The 18,671-nt window shown below is 70.2% G+C and carries 21 protein-coding genes; 9 read left to right on the top strand and 12 right to left on the bottom strand.

The window, feature by feature from the left end:
• Positions 1–410, bottom strand: a 410-nt coding sequence (locus AB0H36_RS46065) for an FAD-dependent oxidoreductase (RefSeq protein ID WP_360538198.1), incomplete at its 3' end; no start/stop codon positions are given.
• Between the two features lie 31 nt (positions 411–441).
• On the opposite strand from AB0H36_RS46065, the gene AB0H36_RS46060 reads away from it, so the two are divergent.
• Together AB0H36_RS46060 and AB0H36_RS46055 are read left to right on the top strand one after the other, a co-directional pair.
• A complete protein-coding gene (locus AB0H36_RS46060) occupies positions 442–903 on the top strand; it encodes a gamma-glutamylcyclotransferase (protein WP_360538196.1) in 462 nt (153 codons plus the stop codon).
• A 13-nt stretch (positions 904–916) separates the two neighbouring features.
• Positions 917–2,569: a phospho-sugar mutase gene (locus tag AB0H36_RS46055; protein WP_360538194.1), complete on the top strand. Its 1,653-nt coding sequence runs from the start codon at positions 917–919 to the stop codon at positions 2,567–2,569.
• Positions 2,570–2,667: 98 nt separating this feature from the next.
• On the opposite strand, the gene AB0H36_RS46050 is transcribed toward AB0H36_RS46055, so the two are convergent.
• The 4 genes from AB0H36_RS46050 to AB0H36_RS46035 form a co-directional block, all read right to left on the bottom strand.
• On the bottom strand, positions 2,668–3,117 hold the full coding sequence (locus tag AB0H36_RS46050; RefSeq protein WP_360538192.1) for a hypothetical protein: 450 nt from the start codon (positions 3,115–3,117) through the stop codon (positions 2,668–2,670).
• A gap of 168 nt (positions 3,118–3,285) precedes the next feature.
• Positions 3,286–4,221 carry a neutral zinc metallopeptidase gene (locus tag AB0H36_RS46045; protein WP_360538190.1) on the bottom strand — a complete coding sequence of 312 codons (936 nt, stop codon included), beginning with the start codon at positions 4,219–4,221 and terminating at the stop codon, positions 3,286–3,288.
• A 110-nt stretch (positions 4,222–4,331) separates the two neighbouring features.
• Positions 4,332–5,234, bottom strand: a complete 903-nt coding sequence (locus tag AB0H36_RS46040; protein WP_360538188.1) for an alpha/beta hydrolase-fold protein — start codon at positions 5,232–5,234, stop codon at positions 4,332–4,334.
• Between the two features lie 17 nt (positions 5,235–5,251).
• A complete protein-coding gene (locus tag AB0H36_RS46035) occupies positions 5,252–5,812 on the bottom strand; it encodes a PH domain-containing protein (protein ID WP_360538186.1) in 561 nt (186 codons plus the stop codon).
• Between the two features lie 79 nt (positions 5,813–5,891).
• On the opposite strand from AB0H36_RS46035, the gene deoC reads away from it, so the two are divergent.
• From deoC to AB0H36_RS46015, 4 genes are read left to right on the top strand one after another with little or no spacing between them, the layout of a single operon-like run.
• Positions 5,892–6,848 carry a deoxyribose-phosphate aldolase gene (deoC, locus tag AB0H36_RS46030; RefSeq protein ID WP_360538184.1) on the top strand — a complete coding sequence of 319 codons (957 nt, stop codon included), beginning with the start codon at positions 5,892–5,894 and terminating at the stop codon, positions 6,846–6,848.
• Between the two features lie 3 nt (positions 6,849–6,851).
• Complete coding sequence (locus AB0H36_RS46025) at positions 6,852–8,288, top strand: aldehyde dehydrogenase family protein (RefSeq protein ID WP_360538182.1); 1,437 nt, start codon at positions 6,852–6,854, stop codon at positions 8,286–8,288.
• A gap of 19 nt (positions 8,289–8,307) precedes the next feature.
• Positions 8,308–9,153: an aldehyde dehydrogenase family protein gene (locus tag AB0H36_RS46020; protein ID WP_360538180.1), complete on the top strand. Its 846-nt coding sequence runs from the start codon at positions 8,308–8,310 to the stop codon at positions 9,151–9,153.
• Complete coding sequence (locus tag AB0H36_RS46015) at positions 9,154–10,164, top strand: S66 peptidase family protein (RefSeq protein ID WP_360538178.1); 1,011 nt, start codon at positions 9,154–9,156, stop codon at positions 10,162–10,164.
• Here the strand turns inward: AB0H36_RS46015 and AB0H36_RS46010 are convergent.
• Both AB0H36_RS46010 and AB0H36_RS46005 read right to left on the bottom strand, forming a co-directional pair.
• Entirely contained in the window at positions 10,161–10,388 is a 228-nt protein-coding gene (locus AB0H36_RS46010; protein WP_360538176.1) for a hypothetical protein, read from the bottom strand. The genes AB0H36_RS46015 and AB0H36_RS46010 overlap by 4 nt on opposite strands.
• A gap of 102 nt (positions 10,389–10,490) precedes the next feature.
• The gene (locus tag AB0H36_RS46005; RefSeq protein WP_360538174.1) at positions 10,491–11,513 is read right to left on the bottom strand and encodes a serine/threonine-protein kinase; all 1,023 of its coding nucleotides are present in this window, start codon (positions 11,511–11,513) and stop codon (positions 10,491–10,493) included.
• A 55-nt stretch (positions 11,514–11,568) separates the two neighbouring features.
• On the opposite strand from AB0H36_RS46005, the gene AB0H36_RS46000 reads away from it, so the two are divergent.
• The gene (locus tag AB0H36_RS46000) at positions 11,569–12,108 is read left to right on the top strand and encodes an RNA polymerase sigma factor (RefSeq protein WP_360538172.1); all 540 of its coding nucleotides are present in this window, start codon (positions 11,569–11,571) and stop codon (positions 12,106–12,108) included.
• 92 nt (positions 12,109–12,200) lie between these two features.
• Here the strand turns inward: AB0H36_RS46000 and pepN are convergent, their stop codons facing one another.
• From pepN to AB0H36_RS45985, 3 genes are read right to left on the bottom strand one after another with little or no spacing between them, the layout of a single operon-like run.
• Positions 12,201–14,636: an aminopeptidase N gene (gene pepN, locus AB0H36_RS45995; RefSeq protein WP_360538170.1), complete on the bottom strand. Its 2,436-nt coding sequence runs from the start codon at positions 14,634–14,636 to the stop codon at positions 12,201–12,203.
• Positions 14,637–14,645: 9 nt separating this feature from the next.
• The gene (locus AB0H36_RS45990; protein ID WP_360538168.1) at positions 14,646–15,131 is read right to left on the bottom strand and encodes a hypothetical protein; all 486 of its coding nucleotides are present in this window, start codon (positions 15,129–15,131) and stop codon (positions 14,646–14,648) included.
• Between the two features lie 34 nt (positions 15,132–15,165).
• Positions 15,166–16,041: a LysR family transcriptional regulator gene (locus tag AB0H36_RS45985; RefSeq protein ID WP_360538166.1), complete on the bottom strand. Its 876-nt coding sequence runs from the start codon at positions 16,039–16,041 to the stop codon at positions 15,166–15,168.
• 82 nt (positions 16,042–16,123) lie between these two features.
• Here AB0H36_RS45985 and AB0H36_RS45980 point away from each other — a divergent pair, with 82 nt between their 5' ends.
• A complete protein-coding gene (locus tag AB0H36_RS45980; protein WP_360538164.1) occupies positions 16,124–16,495 on the top strand; it encodes a hypothetical protein in 372 nt (123 codons plus the stop codon).
• Here AB0H36_RS45980 and AB0H36_RS45975 read toward each other — a convergent pair.
• Positions 16,425–16,892: a YkvA family protein gene (locus tag AB0H36_RS45975; protein WP_360538162.1), complete on the bottom strand. Its 468-nt coding sequence runs from the start codon at positions 16,890–16,892 to the stop codon at positions 16,425–16,427. The genes AB0H36_RS45980 and AB0H36_RS45975 overlap by 71 nt on opposite strands.
• A gap of 18 nt (positions 16,893–16,910) precedes the next feature.
• A complete protein-coding gene (locus tag AB0H36_RS45970; protein WP_360538160.1) occupies positions 16,911–17,735 on the bottom strand; it encodes an aldo/keto reductase in 825 nt (274 codons plus the stop codon).
• A 55-nt stretch (positions 17,736–17,790) separates the two neighbouring features.
• On the opposite strand from AB0H36_RS45970, the gene AB0H36_RS45965 reads away from it, so the two are divergent.
• The coding region (locus AB0H36_RS45965) for a DUF5937 family protein (protein ID WP_360538158.1) at positions 17,791–18,671 on the top strand (881 nt) is incomplete at its 3' end.

Below are 18,671 nucleotides of genomic sequence, written 5' to 3'. Positions count from 1 at the left end.
TCGGCGTCCAGCCGCTCGTCGCCGGCGATCACGGTCTCCGGCCCGTCCAGCCGGCCGCGAGCCTGAATGATCCTCACCTTGTCCCGGTCGAGCCGGCGGGTGATGCCGTCGGACTGCGCGGCGGCCAGCCGCTTGACCCGTTGGTTGACGACGGAGAGGTCGACACGCACGGCGTTCGCCGGATCGTCGTCGCCGTCCTCGAGCCGGACGCCGAGCCGTCCGGCCTCCTCGACCTCGGTCATCACCTCGGCCGTCGCTATCAGCGTCTTGCTCGGAACGCAGTCGGTGAGCACCGCGGAACCGCCGATTCCGTCGGAATCGACGACCGTCACCTCCGCCCCCAGTTGGGCGGCCGCACTGGCCGCTTCGTACCCGCCGGGACCGCCTCCGATGATCACAACTCGCGCCACGGGAGGCCATTCTTCCGTATCCTGTGTCGTCGTGACCCTGTACGCCGCGTTTGCGTCGAATCTGGACCCGAACCTGATGGCCGAGCGGTGCCCGTACTCGCCCCTGCGCGGGACCGGGTGGATCACCGGCTGGCGGCTCACCTTCGGCGGTGAGGAGCTCGGCTGGGAGGGCGCCATGGCCACCGTGGTGGAGGACCCCGCCGACCCGTCCAACCAGGTCTTCGTGGCCCTTTACGACATCCACCCCAAGGACGTCGAGCGGCTGGACGAGTGGGAGTGGATCGACCAGGGCGTCTACCGCAAGATCCAGGTCCGGGTGCAGACCCTGGACGGCGAGCAACTGGCGTGGATGTACGTCCTCAACGCCTACGAGGGCGGTCTGCCCTCGGCCCGCTACCTGGGCATCCTCGCCGAGGCCGCCGAGGCCGCCGGCGCCCCGGACGACTACGTGGCCGACCTCCGCGCGCGCCCCTGCCAGTCGTCGGGACATTAGCTATCTTGCGGTTGTGACCGTCAACGATGACCTCAGGACCGCCGCCGAAGCCTGGCTGAGCGAGGACCCCGACCCCGACACGCGCGCCGAGCTCCGGGCGCTGCTCGACGCCGGCGACGAGGCCGAGCTGGCCGACCGCTTCGCCGGCACCCTCGAGTTCGGTACGGCGGGACTCCGCGGCGCCGTCGCCGCCGGGCCGAACCGGATGAACCGGGTCGTGGTCATCCGCGCCGCCGCCGGCCTCTGCGCCTACCTGAAGTCGAAAGGCCTGACCGACGGCCCGGTCCTGATCGGGTACGACGCCCGGCACAAGTCCGACGTGTTCGCGCAGGACACCGCCGCCGTGGTCCGCGGCGCCGGCCTGGATGCCGTACTGCTGGACCGGCCGGCCCCGACGCCGGTGGTCGCCTTCGGAATCCGGCACCTGAAGGCCGTGGCCGGCGTGGTCGTCACCGCGTCACACAACCCGCCGCAGGACAACGGCTACAAGGTTTACCTGGGTGACGGGTCGCAGATCGTGCCGCCCGCGGACGCGGAGATCGCGGCCGCCATCGCCGCGGTCGGCCCGCTGGACTCGGTGCCGCGCGGCGACGACTGGCAGACCATCGGCGACAAGCTGATCAACGCCTACCTGGACCGGATCGGCGAGCTTGTGCCGGCGGACGCGCCGCGCGAGCTGAACGTGGCCTACACGCCGCTGCACGGCGTCGGCCGCTCGCTCGTCGAGGACGCGGTCGCCCGGGCCGGGTTCGCCGTACCGTCGGTGGTGGCGTCGCAGGCGGATCCGGATCCGGACTTCCCGACCGTGTCGTTCCCGAACCCGGAGGAGCCGGGCGCGATCGACGCCGCGCTGGAGCTGGCCCGGTCGATGGACGCGGACATCGCGGTGGCGAACGACCCGGACGCGGACCGGTGTGCGGTCGCCGTACCGGATGCCGCGGCCCAGGATCCGGCTCAGGGCGGCTGGCGGATGCTGCGCGGGGACGAGTTGGGCGGGTTGCTCGGCGAGTTCCTGCTGTCGTCCCGGCCCGACGGCGTGGCGGCGTGCTCGATCGTGTCGTCGTCCCTGCTCGGCAAGATCGCGGCCTCGCACGGCGTCGAGTACGTCGAGACGCTGACCGGCTTCAAGTGGATCGGCCGGGTGCCGGGGCTGGTCTTCGGCTACGAGGAGGCGCTCGGGTACTGCGTCGACCCGGTGGCGGTGAAGGACAAGGACGGCGTGTCGACGCTGGTCCGGGTGCTGCAGCTGGCGGCCGAGGCGAAGTCCGAGGGGCGCACGCTGCTGGACCTGCTTGACGACCTGGCTGTGAAGCACGGCCTGCACGCCACCGACCAGCTGTCGGTGCGGGTGGAGGACCTGTCGCTGATCGCGACCGCGATGGAGCGGCTGCGGGCCACTCCCCCGACGTCGCTGGGCAGTCACACGGTCGAGCGGGTGGACGACCTCAGCCAAGGCTCCGAAACCCTGCCGCCGACCGACGGCCTGCGCTACACGCTCTCCGAGGGCGCCCGGGTGGTGGTGCGCCCGTCCGGCACCGAGCCGAAGCTCAAGTGCTACCTGGAGGTCGTCATCCCGGTCACGAGCGACGTGGCGGCCGCCCGTGCGCAGGCGGCCCCGGACCTGGCCGCGGTCAAGCAGTCCCTGTCCGCAGCCCTGGGTCTTTAGAACGCACGACACGTCAGCCGCTCGACCATCCAGGGTCAGCGGCTGACGTTCGACGTACCGGGAGCACCTGGCGGGTGGCTCCCCGGGACGGGGACGGCTCAGCGAGCGGCGGCGGCGGCTTCGGCTTCTTCGGCGCGGAGCGACGCCTGCAGCGACGAGTGCAGGATGCGCAGCGTGCTGGTCGACTGCATCAGCGCGTCGCGCTCGTCCGGGTTCCCGTTCGCCAGGTTGGAGATCTCGGTGATGCTCGCGTCGATCCGGGCGATCCGGTCCGCGACCGAGCCCTCCTGGCTGCTGGCCCGGCGGATCGCCTCGGACGTGACCGTCCAGACGTCTTCCTTGTCGTTGGTCCGCCGCGACATGTCGACCATCTGGCTCAGCGCCGCGAGGTCGTGGTCGACCTGGGTCCGCTCCACCGGCACGGTGATCCCCGCGGTCGCCTGACGCAGCCGGGTCACGTGACCGGACAGCTCGGACCAGCTGCACCTGCCGCTCTTGATCTTGTCCAGCACCTTGGCGTACTCGGTGTTGAACTCGTCGTAGTTCACTGTCCTTGACTCCTGCCGTGAGACTGCTCGACTCAGAACTGTAAGGCGTGCGAGCCCGAAACAAGTAACCACACGATCGCAGATCGTGCACGTGTCGGCAAAACGCAACAGCCGCCCGGTACGCCAACGCGTACCAGGCGGCCGAGTTACGTTAGAACGTCCAGCGGGTCAGGCGACGTAGGTCGACGACGCGTTGAACGTGTTGCAGTTGCCCGCGACGGTGTAGGTGTGCCGCGCGTTGAAGCCCGCGGTCGACCAGAACGCGTGGTTCTTCGGCGAGCCATGGTCGCGGACGCCGCCCGGCTGGTCGCCCATGTGGCTGATCAGGTAGTTGTACTGCGTGAGCAGGCCACCGGCCATCGGGTAGTACCGCTTGTTCGCGCCGACGTAGGCCGCGCCCAGGCAGGACGCCTGCAGCTCGCGGCGACGGCTCTCCTCTAGCCGCGCGGCGTTGGTGGTGAACGCCCGCTGACGCGTCCAGGACGCGTTCAGGATGCCGGTCAGGAACTGCACGTGGTGCCCGTACTCGTGCGACATCATCTGGGTCAGCCACGCCCGCGCGTAGGTCGGGTTCTGGCCCCAGGTCTTGATGATCTGCGCCGCCGGGACGTAGATGACACCGCCACGCCCGCTGCAGTAGTAGCCGGTGGTGTTGCTGACGGTCCCGCAGTCGGTGGCGATCAGCGTGCCGCTGTGCACGGACAGCTTCGGCTTCACCTTGTACGCCGCGCCGGCTGCCTTCAGCGGAACGGCCCACGCCGCGTACATGCACGTCCAGAGCTGGCTTGCGTACGACGCCACGCCCGCCTGCGTGCGCAGCGAGACGTTGACCTCCCGGCACTTCGACGGCGTGATCGCCGGGGTGCTGTAGAGCCGGTTGTAGCGGACGATGGTCGTCGGCGACGACGCCATGGTCGTCAGACCCTCACCCGCCGGCGGGTTGCCGGCCACCTGGTTCGGCGTCTCGGCCGGCTGCGGCAGGACCGGGTAGGGCGGGTTCGCGGCCGGGACGGCCTGCGCGTTCGGAAGTGCAAAGGCTGCGAGGGCGGTGGCGGCAGCGGCGCCGGCCAGACCACGCAAGGTGTTACGGGAGAGGTTGAGCATGATCTCCACTCTCGAGATTCAGGGACGTGTCGTGCACATCCTGGAGTGCGCAGGGGGCCATCCCAGGCTGAACACGGGCTCTGACGCCGCGAACCCGACCGGAGTTCCCGCTAATCGGCGACTCTGGTGCCGAGGAACCGCAGCTGGTCCGGCAGCATGCGTCGCCAGTAGCCGGCCGTGTGCGCGCCCAACTGGACGCCGCCGGTCGCCCCGAGCTCGGTCCGCAGGTCCTCTGCGGCCTCGGCGAACGGGTCGTCCCGGCCGCAGTCGATGCGCACGGCAACATCCCGGAACCCGCTCCTGCGGCCGAACACCTGACTGGTCTCGAAGTCGGCCGGGTCGTCGAACGCACCGGGCGTGGTGTCCTCGTAGCGATGCCAGAGCGCCGGACTGAGAGCGCCGACTGCGACCGCCCGAGTGGCCGGCCGGACACGTCGTTGCCAGTAGTGCAGCGCGACCCACAGCAGCGCGCCGTACCCGCCCATCGACCAGCCGAGCAGGCCGTAGCGCGTGGTGTCGAGGCCGAGTTTCGCCAGCAGGGGCAGGAATTCCTGGTCGAGCATGAACCCGGGATCCTCGCCACCGGCCCGGCGATGCCAGTAGGTCTCCCGCCCGCCGTCCACCGTCGCCAAAGCGAAGGGCGGCGTACCGGCTTGGACGGCGGCAGTCAGGTAGCGGTCGATGCCGAGTTCGTTGACCGCCGACGTGTGGTCGCCGCCACGCCCGTGCAGCACAAGTACGACGGGAAGCGCTGCGGACGGCCCGTAGCCGTCGGGGTAGATGACGCTGTAGCCGACCGTCGTACGGCGTCCGAACGACTCGAAGGTGCCCGACTCGACCGGCCCGCCGGGCACATCGGGTACGACGCCGTCCGGCCCGGTCAGCCCGAGTACGTCGTGCACGCGAGCGCGACCGGGGACGACACCGGTCTCCATCGCGGCCACGCCGGCTACTCCGGTGATCGCGGCGGCCACGCCGGTGCGGATCAGAGTGCGACGGGACAGCGACGGCATCGGCAGCCCCGCTTCGGCTAGCGGAGCACGGCGGCCACTGCGGCGACGACCGCCAGCGCAGCCACGATGGCCAGTTCAGGACGGGCCCAGGAGGTGACGATCTCACCCTCGGCCTTCTTGCCGTACTGCTCCAGGTGGGTCTCGATCCGCTCCACCACGAAGTCGGCGCGGGAGATCGAACTGTCGTCGGACAGTTTCCGGCCGCCGACGCGCTGCTTGCGGAGGTCGCGCATGACGACCTGGACGCCGGGCGCCCGGAAGCGGTTGTCGGCGGTGTGCACGCGGAGGATGTCGGTGACGTCGACGCCGGTGACCTTGTTCCACGGGATCGTGTGGTCGCGCAGGTGGTTACGCAGCAGGATGTTCTCGGGGCTGAGGGTGACCGACGGCCGGACCAGGCCGACGTACGCGAGCATCATCAGCAGGCCGATCACGGCGGCGACCAGCAGACCGGTCACGGTCCGCCACTCCAGCACGATGTCGAGCAGCCCGGCCGCGCCGATCACCATCACGATCACCCCGGTGATCCGGTTCGACGTGGACAGGTACTGCTCGCGTTCCGACGGCTTCTGCTTCACCCGCACAACGTAACCAACGACCGGTCACCGACCCCACAGCGAGGCATGGATCGTGACCTGCAGGGCCTAGACTGCCGGGGTGACCACACTCGACAGCGGCGTCGACTCGTTGGCCGACGTGACCTCGTCCGAGGACCGGCTGCGCCGGTTCCTGCTCGGCCTGCCGGGCGTCGACCAGGTCGGCGCCGAGGCCAGGGCCGCCACGCTGAGCACCCGGTCGATCAAGACCACCGCCAAGGCGTACGCGCTGGACCTGGCGATCCGGATGATCGACCTGACCACGCTGGAGGGCCAGGACACCCCCGGCAAGGTCCGGGCGCTGTGTGCGAAGGCGCGCCGGCCCGACCCGGCCGACCCGAGCACCCCGCAGGTCGCCGCGGTCTGCGTCTACCCGGACCTGGTGGCGACGGCGAAGCAGGAGCTGCAGGGCTCGGGGATCAACGTGGCGAGTGTCGCAACCGCCTTCCCCAGCGGGCGTTCCAGCCTGGCGATCAAGGTCCAGGACACCAAGGACGCGGTCGCCGCGGGCGCCGACGAGGTCGACATGGTGATCGACCGCGGCGCCTTCCTGTCCGGGCGGTACGCGATGGTGTTCGACGAGATCACCGCGATCCGAGAGGCGGCCGGCGACGCGCATCTGAAGGTGATCCTGGAGACCGGCGAGCTGGTCACCTACGACAACGTCCGGCGGGCGTCCTGGCTGGCGATGCTGGCCGGCGCGGACTTCATCAAGACGTCGACCGGCAAGGTGTCCCCGGCGGCCACGCTGCCGGTGACGCTGATCATGCTCGAGGCGGTCCGCGACTACCACGAGGCCACCGGCCTGCACATCGGCGTCAAGCCGGCCGGCGGCATCCGGACCGCGAAGGACGCGATCAAGTACCTGGTCACGGTCAACGAGACGGCCGGACCGGACTGGCTGGACCCGGAGCTGTTCCGCTTCGGCGCGTCCAGCCTGCTGAACGACCTGCTGATGCAACGCACCAAGCTGGCCACCGGGCACTACCCCGGCCCCGACTACTTCACGCTGGACTGAGGCATGAGCAGATTCGAGTACGCACCGGCTCCCGAGTCACGGGCCATCGTCGACATCAAGTCGTCGTACGGGCTCTTCGTCAACGGCCAGTTCGTCGAGGCGACGGACGGGAAGCCGTTCAAGACCGTCAGCCCGTCGTCGGAGGAGGTGCTCGCCGAGGTCAGCGAGGCCGGGCCGGCCGACATCGACAAGGCAGTCAAGGCGGCCCGTCGAGCGTTCGACCGGGTCTGGGGGCCGATGGCCGGCCGGGACCGGGCGAAGTACCTGTTCCGGATCGCCCGGCTGATCCAGGAGCGTTCCCGGGAGCTGGCCGTGCTGGAGTCGCTCGACAACGGCAAGCCGATCCGGGAGTCCCGCGACGTCGACATCCCGCTGGTGGCCGCGCACTTCTTCTACTACGCGGGCTGGGCGGACAAGCTCGAGTACGCCGGCGCCGGCGAGGACCCGCAGCCGCTGGGGGTCGCCGGCCAGGTGATCCCGTGGAACTTCCCGATGCTGATGCTGGCCTGGAAGATCGCGCCGGCGCTGGCAGCCGGCAACACCGTCGTACTGAAGCCTGCCGAGACGACTCCGCTGACGGCGCTGGCCTTCGCGGAGATCTGCCAGCAGGCCGACCTGCCGCCCGGTGTGGTGAACATCGTCACCGGCGCCGGCCGCACCGGCCAGGCATTGGTCGAGCACCCGGACGTGGACAAGGTCGCGTTCACCGGGTCGACCGAGGTCGGCCGCTCGATCGCCAAAGCGGTGGCCGGTTCCGACAAGAAGGTGACGCTGGAGCTCGGCGGCAAGGCGGCCAACATCGTCTTCGAGGACGCGCCGATCGACCAGACCATCGAGGGCATCGTCAACGGCATCTTCTTCAACCAGGGCCACGTCTGCTGCGCCGGATCGCGGCTGCTGGTCCAGGAGAGCGTGTACGACGAGGTGCTGGCCCGGCTGAAGCGCCGGATGAGCACGCTGCGGGTCGGCGACCCGCTGGACAAGAACACCGACATCGGCGCGATCAACTCCTCGGCCCAGCTGGCCAAGATCCGCGAGCTGTCCCAGATCGGCGAGGACGAGGGCGCCGAGCGCTGGTCGCCGGAGTGCGAGCTGCCGGCCGAGGGCTACTGGTTCCCGCCGACCGTCTTCACCGGGGTGTCGCAGGCGCACCGGATCGCCCGCGAGGAGATCTTCGGCCCGGTGCTGTCGGTGCTGACCTTCCGGACCCCGGCCGAGGCGGTGGAGAAGGCGAACAACACCCCGTTCGGGCTGTCCGCCGGGATCTGGACCGACAAGGGTTCCCGGATCCTGTGGATGGCGAACCAGCTGCGCGCCGGCGTGGTCTGGGCGAACACGTTCAACCGCTTCGACCCGACCTCGCCGTTCGGCGGCTACAAGGAGTCGGGCTACGGCCGCGAGGGCGGTCGCCACGGTCTGGAGGCCTACCTTGCCCACTAAGGACAGTCAGAGGCTCGCGGTGCGGAAGACCTACAAGCTGTACATCGGCGGCGCGTTCCCGCGCAGCGAGTCCGGACGGTCGTACGTCGTGAACGACGCCAAGGGCCGGTTCCTCGCGAACGCCTCCCAGGCCTCCCGCAAGGACGCCCGGGACGCGGTCGTCGCGGCCCGCAAGGCGTTCGGCGGCTGGTCCGGCAAGACGGCGTACAACCGCGGCCAGGTGCTGTACCGGATCGCCGAGGTGATGGAGGGGCGGCACGACCAGTTCAGCTCCGAGGTCGCCGCGTCCGAGGGCCTGTCGGCGGCGAAGGCGCGCGCGGTCGTGGACGCGTCGATCGACCGCTGGGTCTGGTACGCGGGCTGGGCCGACAAGCTCGCCCAGGTGGTCGGGTCCAGCAACCCGGTGGCCGGCCCGTACTTCGACTTCTCGTTGCCTGAGGCAACCGGCGTGGTCGCGGTGCTGGCGCCGCAGGACTCCAGCCTGCTCGGGCTGACCAGCGTGATCGCGCCAGCGATCGTCTCCGGCAACACGGTCGTCGCGGTCTCGTCGTACGAGCGCCCGTTGCCGGCTGTCACGCTCGGCGAGGTGATGGCGACCTCCGACCTGCCGGGCGGCGTGGTCAACCTGCTGACCGGGTCCGCATCGGAGATCGGCCCGTGGCTGGCGTCGCACCTGGACGTCAACGCGATCGACCTGTGCGGGATCGAGGACGCCGACGAGGCCCGGGACCTGGAGGCCGCCGCGGCGGAGAACCTCAAGCGGGTACGGCGTCCTGTCGAGGAGGACTGGCCGGAGTCTCCGGGGCTGTCGCGGCTCACGCAGTACCTGGAGCTGAAGACCGTCTGGCACCCGATCGGGGTCTGAATGGTCCAGCCAGGTGACCGGGTCGCGATCGTCTCGCCGTCCGGTGGGTTGCCGGAGATCTTCCCGGCGCCGTACGAGCTCGGGCTGGAGCGGCTGCGCTCCTGGGACCTGGAGCCGGTCGAGTACCCGACGACGCGCAAGCTCGGGACGACACCGCAGCAGCGGGCGGCCGATCTGCATGCGGCCTGGTCGGACCCGTCGATCCGCGCGGTGATCGCGACGATCGGCGGATCCGACCAGCTCACCGTGCTGAAGCATCTCGATCCCGAGGTGTTCCGCGCGAACCCGAAGCCGTTCTTCGGGTACAGCGACAACACGAATCTGCTCAACTTCCTGTATTTCCACGGGTTGCCGGCGTACCACGGCGGCAGCGTGATGGTGCAGTTCGGCCGCGGTGGCGCGATGCATCCGGACAGCGAGCGCTCGCTCCGGGCGGCACTGTTCACGCCCGGCGACTTCGACCTGACCCCGGCGACCGGCTGGACCGACCACGACCGCGACTGGGCGGACGCATCGCTGCTGGAGACCGAGCCGGAACTGTTCGACGGCACCGGGTGGACGTGGAGCGGCTCGGAGGCGGTCAGTGGGCGGTTGTGGGGTGGCTGCGTGGAGATCCTCGACTGGCAGCTCGCCGCGAACCGGTGGATGCGGCCGGTTTCGGAGTACGACGGGGTGCTGTTCCTGGAGACCAGCGAGGAGATGCCGACGGCGGAACAGCTGTACCGGATCCTCCGCAACTTCGGTGAGCGCGGCCTGCTGGAGCGCTTCGACGCGGTCCTCTGGGGACGCCCGAAGTCCTGGGCGCTCGACCACCACACGACCCCGTCCGAAGCCGTCGCCTACGTCACCGGCCAGTACCTCGCAGTCGACCGCGCCCTCGCCGAGTACAACCCGTCCGCCGTCGTGGTGAAGGGCCTCGACATCGGCCACACCGACCCACAACTGATCCTCCCGTACGGCGGCCAGGTCAGCATCGACCCGGCCGCGCAACGGATCACGGTGACGTACTAGTAGCCGTCGACCTCACTGGTCGACGCGTTGCCGCCGATGGTGGGCTTGAGGCTGATTCTCCAGCCCTGGTTGGCGGAGAACGGCTGGTCGAACTTCTGGAAGCTGCACGACTTGGTGAACTGCCGGGTCTTGCCGTTCCAGGCGGTGCCGGACTTGAAGTAGAGGACGTAGCCGCCGCGGATGCCCTTGACACTGGCCTCCTGGCCGGCCCGGACGTAGGTCATGATCTGCGGCGACGCCGGGCGCGGCGCGACCGGACTTGAGCCGTACGAACAGCGACGGGAGACTACTCTAAGCAGTCAGACGACGCGCCGCAGACCCTCGTCTCAGCGTCCGAACAGGTACCAGCCGCCGACGCCGGCGAGGACGAAGACGATCGGAAGGGTCAGCAGGAACAGGGCTCGGCCGCGGCGGCTGCGCCGTACCGGAGGGGCGTCCGTCGCGACCGTGGTTGGGAGGTCGTCGTCGTCGCTGATGTGGGTGCGCTCCATCGCGCGCAGCGGCGCCTCCTGCTCGAGCCGGTACGCCTCTGCTTCCAACCGCTCGGCGAGGGTGTCAGCGCGCTCCCAACGGTCGGTGACGTGGTACGCGAGCGCCCGGGACATGACGTCGTCCAGCGGCCCGACCGCGTCGTGCAGCGTCGACCGCAGGCTCGGTGGCGGCAGGTCGGGGTCGCGGTTGAGCACGTCGCTGATCGAGCCGGCCGAGTACGGCGGATGCCCGGTGAGCAGCGCATACGTCACCGCGCCGACTGCGTAGATGTCCGCCCGCTCGTCGAACCCACCGTCGCCCCGGCCCTGCTCGGGCGCCATGTACGACGGCGTACCGACGGCCTGGGTCAGTCCAGAGGCTTCCGCAGCCCGCTTGGCCAGGCCGAGGTCGGCCAGCACGATTCGATGAGTGCCGCCGCCGGACTCGTCGCCCTGGTTGGGCCGGAGCAGCAGGTTCGCCGGGGTGACATCGCGGTGTACGACGCCCTCGCCGTGCAGAGCCGAGACCGCGCGGGCCAGGTCGGCGCCCCACCACAACGCCTCGGCCGGTTCCAGCGGCCCGAGCCGCAGTACGTCGGCCAGCGTCCCGCCGCCGATGTAGTCCATCACGAAGTACGGACGACCGTCGTCGAGCTTGCCGAGGTCGAACACCCGGACCACCCGGTCGCTGGCGATCCGGCGCATCAACCGCGCCTCGGACAGGAACCGCTCCCGCACGTCGGCGCGCGACGCCCAGTTGTCGGCGAGGACCTTGACCGCCACGTCGACGTCGAGGTCGTCGTCGTACCCCCGCCAGACCGTCGCGAACGCGCCCGCGCCGATCTTGTCCTGCAGCCGGTACCTCCCGATGACATCCATCCGGGTTATTGTCGATCACAGCCGGGCCGTCAGGCGAACACCACTCTGGGGGAGCATGAACGAGGAGTTGGAGCAACTCGCGGCACGCGCCGCGACGGGGGACCAGTCGGTGGTGCCGGAACTGTTGCAGGCGATCCGTCCGCAGGTGCAGCGGCGGGTGGCCAAGTTCCTGCCGTACCACGAGGACGCCGAGGAGGCGGTCCAGGACACCCTGCTTCAGGTGGCGAACAAGATCCACACGTTCAAGGGCACCGGCAGCTTCGCGGGCTGGGTGACGATCGTGGCCACCAACCAGGCCCGGCAGACCTACCGTTCGCTCAAGCGGCGGTCGGTGGAGCAGTCCGCCGAGGTGCTGCCGGAGGCCGTCGACCCGCGCACGACCTCGGTGATCGCCGGTTCACGGCTGGACCTGCTGGAGGCCCTGGAGAGCCTGGAGTCCAGCCATCCGCAGCTCGTCCAGCCACTGGTCCTGCGCGACCTCGGCGCGCTCTCGTACGCCGAGATCGCCGACGAGCTCGACGTCCCACTGGGCACGGTCAAGGCCCGGATCCACCAGGCCCGGAAGGCCGTCGCCGAGCGGCTCACCGTTCACTGAAACACCCATCCAGGCCTACGAACATCAAGCGCTCGCCTATCCAGCGCATTCGGTGACTGCTCGGGCTCGGGGCGACACTCTGCGTAGTCAGGCTAACCGAAGGTTCGGCGAACTGCGACCGCCTTCCGGAGGTTGTCGGCGAAGTCGGCGGTCTGCCGCCGGATGCCGGAGGCAACCGTCTCGTCCGCGGCCAGCGCCTCGGCCCGGGCCAGCAGCTCCGGCTCGATCACGAACTCCGGCATGATCCGCTGCGCGGCGAGCGCCACCACCATGCCGGACCTGATCTCGGCGGTTCGGTGGATGTCGGCGAAGAACCGGTCCACGTACGGCGCGGTGACCCCAGCCTGACCGGGATGCCAGAAGCCCTCGGCCGCGGCCAGCAGTTCCTTCACGCCGATCGCCGGATCGGTCATGATCCGCGTCCAGGCGGCCTCCTTGCCGTCCGCCAGCGCCGACCGGCAGCGGGCCGCGTGGTTGACGCCTTCGGTCGACGTGTCGCGGGCCAGCTCGGCGTCGATCTCGGCGCTGCCGAACGCGTCCAGCCGAACGAGCCGCAGCACCAGTGCCCAGCGCAGATCGGCGTCGATGTCGAGGCCAGGTGGGACCTGCTTGCCGTCGAGCCACGCCTGCAGGAGGTCGGCGTCGTCGCTGGTCGCGATGAAGCCGCGCACGGTCGCGAGCTGCAGGCTGCTGCCCGGCTCGGTCGTCGCGAGCTTGTTGCTCAGGGCATCCACGACGACGGCACGTGACTCGTCGTACGGAAGGTAGCCGCCGAGCACCCGATCCTGCAGCCAGCGCACCAGCGAGCCGACCGCGATATCGCTGTCCTCGTGCTGGATCGCGGTGGCGAAGAGCTCGAGCGCCTTCCGCGGATCCAGCTCGGCGTCGGCGGTGGCGTCGCGGACCGAGTTCCAGATCACTGCGCGGGTGGCGCCGTCGGCGATCGCGGGCAGGACAGCGGGCAGGTTGGCCAGGCTGGTCGCGTCGAGCCGGATCTTCGCCCAGGTGTCGTCGCCGGCGTCCGGCACGACCACCTGATTGCTCAGGGCAACTTCCATGGAGTCGCCGTCCACCATGACGTCGACGGTGGCGGACGCGCCGCTCTCGTCGTACCCGCGGACACTCAGCTTGTGCGGCCGGCGGGACCCGTCCGGGCTGGTGCGGCGCAGGACGACGCCGGCCGGCGTGCGCTCGACCGTGATGGTGTCCAGGCCGGAGGTCCGCAACCACTGGCCGGACCAACTGTCCAGGTCGCGGGCGCCTGCCTCGTTCAGCTTGGCGATGAACTCGTGCAGGTCAGCGTTGCCGTACTCGTGCGCCTCCAGGTGGGCGTTGACGCCCTTGAGGAACACGTCGTCGCCGAGGTACTTCGCGAGCTGCTTGAGCACCGCGGCGCCCTTGGCGTACGAGATGCCGTCGAAGTCGTCCAGCGACTGCCGCGCGTCCTTCAGGCTGTCCGGCGCGACCGGATGGGTCGAGCTGCTCTGGTCGGTCTGCATCCCCCACCACTTGCGGACGAAGCCGAAGTCGGTCCAGTTGCCGCGGTAGTCGGTGGCCCCCTCGGACACCCGGTGCGCCATGTACTCGGCGAACGACTCGTTCAGCCACAGGTCGTTCCACCACTTCATCGTGACCAGGTCGCCGAACCACATGTGCGCCATCTCGTGCACGACGATCCGGGCCCGGGTGCTGCGCTCGGCATCGGTCACGTTGCTACGGAAGACCAGGTAGTCCGCGAACGTGACGCAGCCCGGGTTCTCCATCGCGCCGAGGTTGAAGTCCGGCACGAACACCTGCCAGTACTCGCCGAACGGGTACCGCCGCCGGAACATCCGGTGGTACTCGCCGAACGCCTGCCCGGTGGTCCGGAACAGGTCGGCCGCGTCCCGCTCCAGGTGCTCCTTCAGCGACTGCCGGCAGGCGAGCCCGAGCGGGATCCCGTCGTACTCGCTGCGGACCAGGTGGTACGGCCCGGCCACGATCGTGACGAAGTACGACGACAGCGGCTTGGTCTCGGCGAGCTCCCACATCCCCGGCGCGACCTGCGTGGCCGCGCCGTTGCCCAGCACAACCCAGTCTTCCGGCGTCTTCACCGTCACCGTGTACGGCGCCTTGAGGTCGGGCTGGTCGAAGCACGGGTAGTACCGGGGCGCCGACTCGAGCGACGACATCCCGTACGTGTAGACACGCCCGTCGGCCGCGTCGACAGACCGCACCAGGCCCTCGCCGTCCACGGAGTACTTCATTTCGGCAGTCACCACGAGGTCGTTCTCGTCGCGCAGACCGCTCAGCGGGAACCGGCCCTCCGCGAGCAGGCCGACGTCGAGCGCGCCGCCGTTCAACTCGACCGCGAGCAGCCGCTCGGGCTTCACGTCCACCCAGGTCGAGTCGCTCGTCGCTCCGAATCGGATCCGGCTCGTGGTGACGAACGTGTCACCGGTCCCGGTCAGGTCGAAGTCGACGTGGTACGACCGGACTACAAGTTCTCCCGCCCGTTGCCGGGCCTCTTCAACAGTCAGCGCGCGCATGCCTGCACGCTACCCAAGGCCACCAGCCAGCTTGGTCCGCACGGCCTGCGCCCGAGCCCGGTCCCGCTCGTCGAGCGCCTCGTCCGCGGCCATCGCATCCAGCACACCCGCCAGCCGCGCCCCCGGATCAGCAGGTACGGCGGCCGCCGCCAGCAGAGCCGTCGCCCGCACGTCCGCATCCCCGGTGCCTTCGAGCACGCCCGCGATCAACTCCGCGTCCTCGGCCTCGGCCAGACTCGTCATCACGTTCAACGCGCTCAGGTGATCGAAGGCCGCCCGCATCTCCCCGTCGCCGGCAACCGGCGGCCCCGACAACACCTGCCGGGCGACCTGCCGCACCTCGCCGCCGAGCGGCTCCAGCGGATTCCCTCCCGACAGCCGCGTGTACGACGCGGCCACCTGGTACATGTTCAACGCTCTGCAGACCGTCGCGACGTTCTCACTGTGCAGCAAGGCGCTGAACGCCTGCAGGGGAATCGCCTCGTCCGCGTTCATACCCGAACGCTAGTCGGCGGAGCCGGTCCGGGCGCTAGCGGGTTGCTGCGGCATGCAGGTGGGTCGCCAGCAGGTGGGCGGACTCGGGGGCGTTCGCCGCGTAGCAGAGCAGGTGGGCCCGGGTGGACCACGAGTCCTGCAGCGGGCAGATCTCCACGGCGGTGTTGGCGTCGACGGCCCGGCGCGGGACGATCGCCAGACCGACGCCCGCGGTGGCGAGGGTGATCAGGGTATGCAGGGTGGGGACGAGCGTCCGGTAGCGCGGAGCCGGGGCGTGCGGACCCAAGCGGTCGTCCATCCACTGGGTGAGCGGTGAGCCGCGGTCGAGGCCGACCAGGGGGTGTTCGGCGACCTCGGCGTACGCGATCGAGGTGCGGCCGGACAGGACGCCGCCGGCCTGGCCGATCACGACCAGGGAGTCGTCGGCGAGCGTTTCGGTGCGCAGGCTGGTGGGCTCGTCGTCCAGGATGACGCCGAGGTCGGCCTCCCCGGAAGCGAGCAGGCGGACGCTCCGGATCGTCCGCCGTTCGCTCACGTTCACGTCGTACTCGGGATGGTCGCGCAGGAAGGTGGCGAGCGCGGCGGGCACGAGCTGGTGCATCGCGGAACCGCCGGCGACCAGGCGGATCGGCGCGGTCCGGGAGACGGCGTACGACGCGACCGCACTGTCGAGCCGGGTTGTCTCGGCGAGAACTTCGCGAGCGTGCCGGGCCAGCGTGGCGCCCGCCGGGGTGAGCCGGACGCCGCGGCGCTCGCGGATCAGCAGCGGTACGCCGGCCTGCGCCTCGAGCGCCCTGACCCGCGCGCTCGCCGAAGGCAGACTCAGGTGCATCACCCGCGCGCCGGCGGTGATCGAGCCCTCTGCCGCCACATGCGTGAACAGTCGGAGGTCGTCCAGGTCGTACCGCATGAGTCCAGCCTACGTCTCAGCCTTAGGCTGGCTACGGGGATCGCGCATTGTGGAGCGTCGGCCGAGCCGTGATCCTCGAAGGGTGCTGATGATCCTCCTGGCCGGTGTCGCAGCCGGCGCGCTCAACGCCGTCGGCAGCGGCGGGAGCGTCGTGGCAAACCGGGCTCAGCTCGCGATGGCCTATCAGGCTTGCGAAGTCGCCGATCTCGCCCGGTCGGCGGTGACGCTGGACGACCCGGCCGAGGCGGTCGCTCAGGCCGAGCTCGTGCTGGCGGCCGCCCATCAGCTCCTCGCCGCGGCCACCCGGCTCACCGAGTCGGGGCCGCCCTCAGATCCGTTGCAGCTGTTCGCCTACGAGCATCCGGAAGAGGCGGCTGCCGACATCACGGCTTGGCTCGCTGCTGATCCCGCTCGTGACGAAGGTAGAGGCCCGTCGCGGTCGACACGCTCGTGAGCAACCACACCGCGACACCCGCGTCGTCGGCGATCCCGAGCAGCGGCAGCAACTCCGGCAGCACATCGATCGGCGAGATCAGGTACACCACAGCCAGCCCCCACAGCGCCATCCGGCTGGTGGGCAACCCGGGATAGTCGCCGCGCCGCGCGGCACGCAGCAGCCGCGGCAGCGCACGAGCCCGCTCGAACACGTCCCCGATCGGCTCCGGCTCACCGCGCTCCGCCCGCCGGCGCTTCAGCCGCCGACGCCGTACGACGCCCAGCCCGGCCACCGCGGCCCCGACGACCAGCAGGCCCACGCCGATCCCGACCGCCGGCAACCCACCGATGTCGCCGTCGCGAAACACCAGTGTCGCCAGCCCGATCAGGCCGAGCAGTCCACCGAAGAACACCATCCATCAACTGTAGAGGCGTCAGCCGTTATAGGCCTCGAGCCGCGTCGTCTGGTCCGCCGTCAGCCGCACGTCGGCGGCGGCGACGTTCTCGGCCAAGTGCGCTTCGGAGCTCGTGCCCGGGATGGGCACCACGACCGGTGACCTGTGCAGGAGCCAGGCCAGCGACAGCTGCGCCGCGGTGGCGCCGGTCTCGGCCGCGATCTCCGCCAGCACCCGCGATCCGGCGTGCTCGCCGAGCGCGATCGGGACCCACGGGATGAAGGCGATTCCCTCGGTGGTGCAGTACTCCAGCACGGGTTCGTGCCCGCGATCGGTCAGGTTGTAGCGGTTCTGCACGCTGACGACCTCGACGTGCCGACGGGCTTCCCGCAACTCGTCCACAGTCACCTCGGACAGGCCGACGTACCGCACCTTGCCCTCGGCCACGAGCTGCGCCAGCGCGCCGAGCTGGTCGGCGAGCGGGACCGCCGGATCCACGCGATGCAACTGCAGCAGGTCGATCCGCTCGACCCGCAGGCGGCGGAGGCTGAGCTCGGCCGCTTGCCTCAGGTACTCCGGCCGGCCCAACGGAATCCACTCGCGCGGCGAGGGCCGGGTGTGCCCGATCTTGGTCGCGATCACCACGTCGCCGTACGGGTGCAGGGCTTCGGCGAGGAGCTCCTCGTTGGCCCCGATCCCGTACGCGTCGGCGGTGTCGATGAAGTCGACGCCCAGCTCGACCGCCCGCCGGGCGACGCGGATCGCGTCCGCCCGGTCGGCCGCCGGCCGGTAGCCGGTCAGCCGCATCGCGCCGAAGCCGAGTCGATGAATGTCCAGGTCGCCGATCTTGAGTCGCATCGTCATGTCCGCAACCCTCGGACCGCCGGCCCGCCGACTGAATTGATTTAGGCTGAGCTGAATGCTGACGATCACCTTCACCGTGGCCGACCTGGCCCGGACCCGGATCGCGGTGTCGCCGCTGTGGGAGGTGGCCGCGAGCATCCGGCTGCTCAGGACCCGGCGGCCGGACCGCTTCCACGACCGCTGGGCGCGCGCGGCCCGGGAGCGGATCGCGGGCGCCGACCTCGGGTTGCTCTTCGATCTCGTCGATCCGGACGTCTGGTACATCCCGGACTTCCTCACCCCGGCGCCGCACAGTCCGTTCTCCGATCTCGACACGGATCTCGGCGCCCTGCGGCGGGTCCCGGCCGACCAGGTCCGTGCCGATCTCGACGTACTCGCGTATGCGCGCAGCCATCCGCTCGGCTCGCTGGCGGAGGCACAACTCCCCCGGCAGTTGCCGAGGGCCAACGATTTGCCTTCGGCGGCTGTTGCAGAGCTGTACGCCGACCCAGCGGCCGGGATCGCCTTGCTTGCCGAGCAGCTGCAGACGTATTGGGACCTGGCGATCGCGCCGCACTGGGGGCGGATTCGGGCTTTGCTGGAAGACGATCTGCGGTATCGCGGCCGGCAACTCGGGCTGGCCGGACCGGCCGGGTTGTTCGACGACCTCGCCGAGTCGGTGCGGTGGCGCGGCGACTCGCTGCACATCAGGCACCGACGATTCCAGGGCGTACGGCGGCTGGCCGGCGAAGGACTGTTGCTGACGCCGTCGGCGTTCGTCTGGCCGACGGTGTACTCGAGCACGATCCCGCCGTGGCAGCCGACGCTGACCTACCCGGCGCGTGGAGTCGCCACGCTGTGGCCCGGGCAGGCTCACCTCCGCGATGGAGACCCCGTTCGGGTTCTTGCCGTCTGTGATGCCGACACTGAGCCGCAGTCGCTGGGTCTTGCCTTGCG

It is taken from the genome of Kribbella sp. NPDC050820, assembly GCF_040653975.1.
Taxonomy (GTDB): Bacteria; Actinomycetota; Actinomycetes; order Propionibacteriales; family Kribbellaceae; genus Kribbella.
Note: the sequence above shows the minus strand (reverse complement) of the source record. Positions and strands in the feature narration are given on the sequence as shown.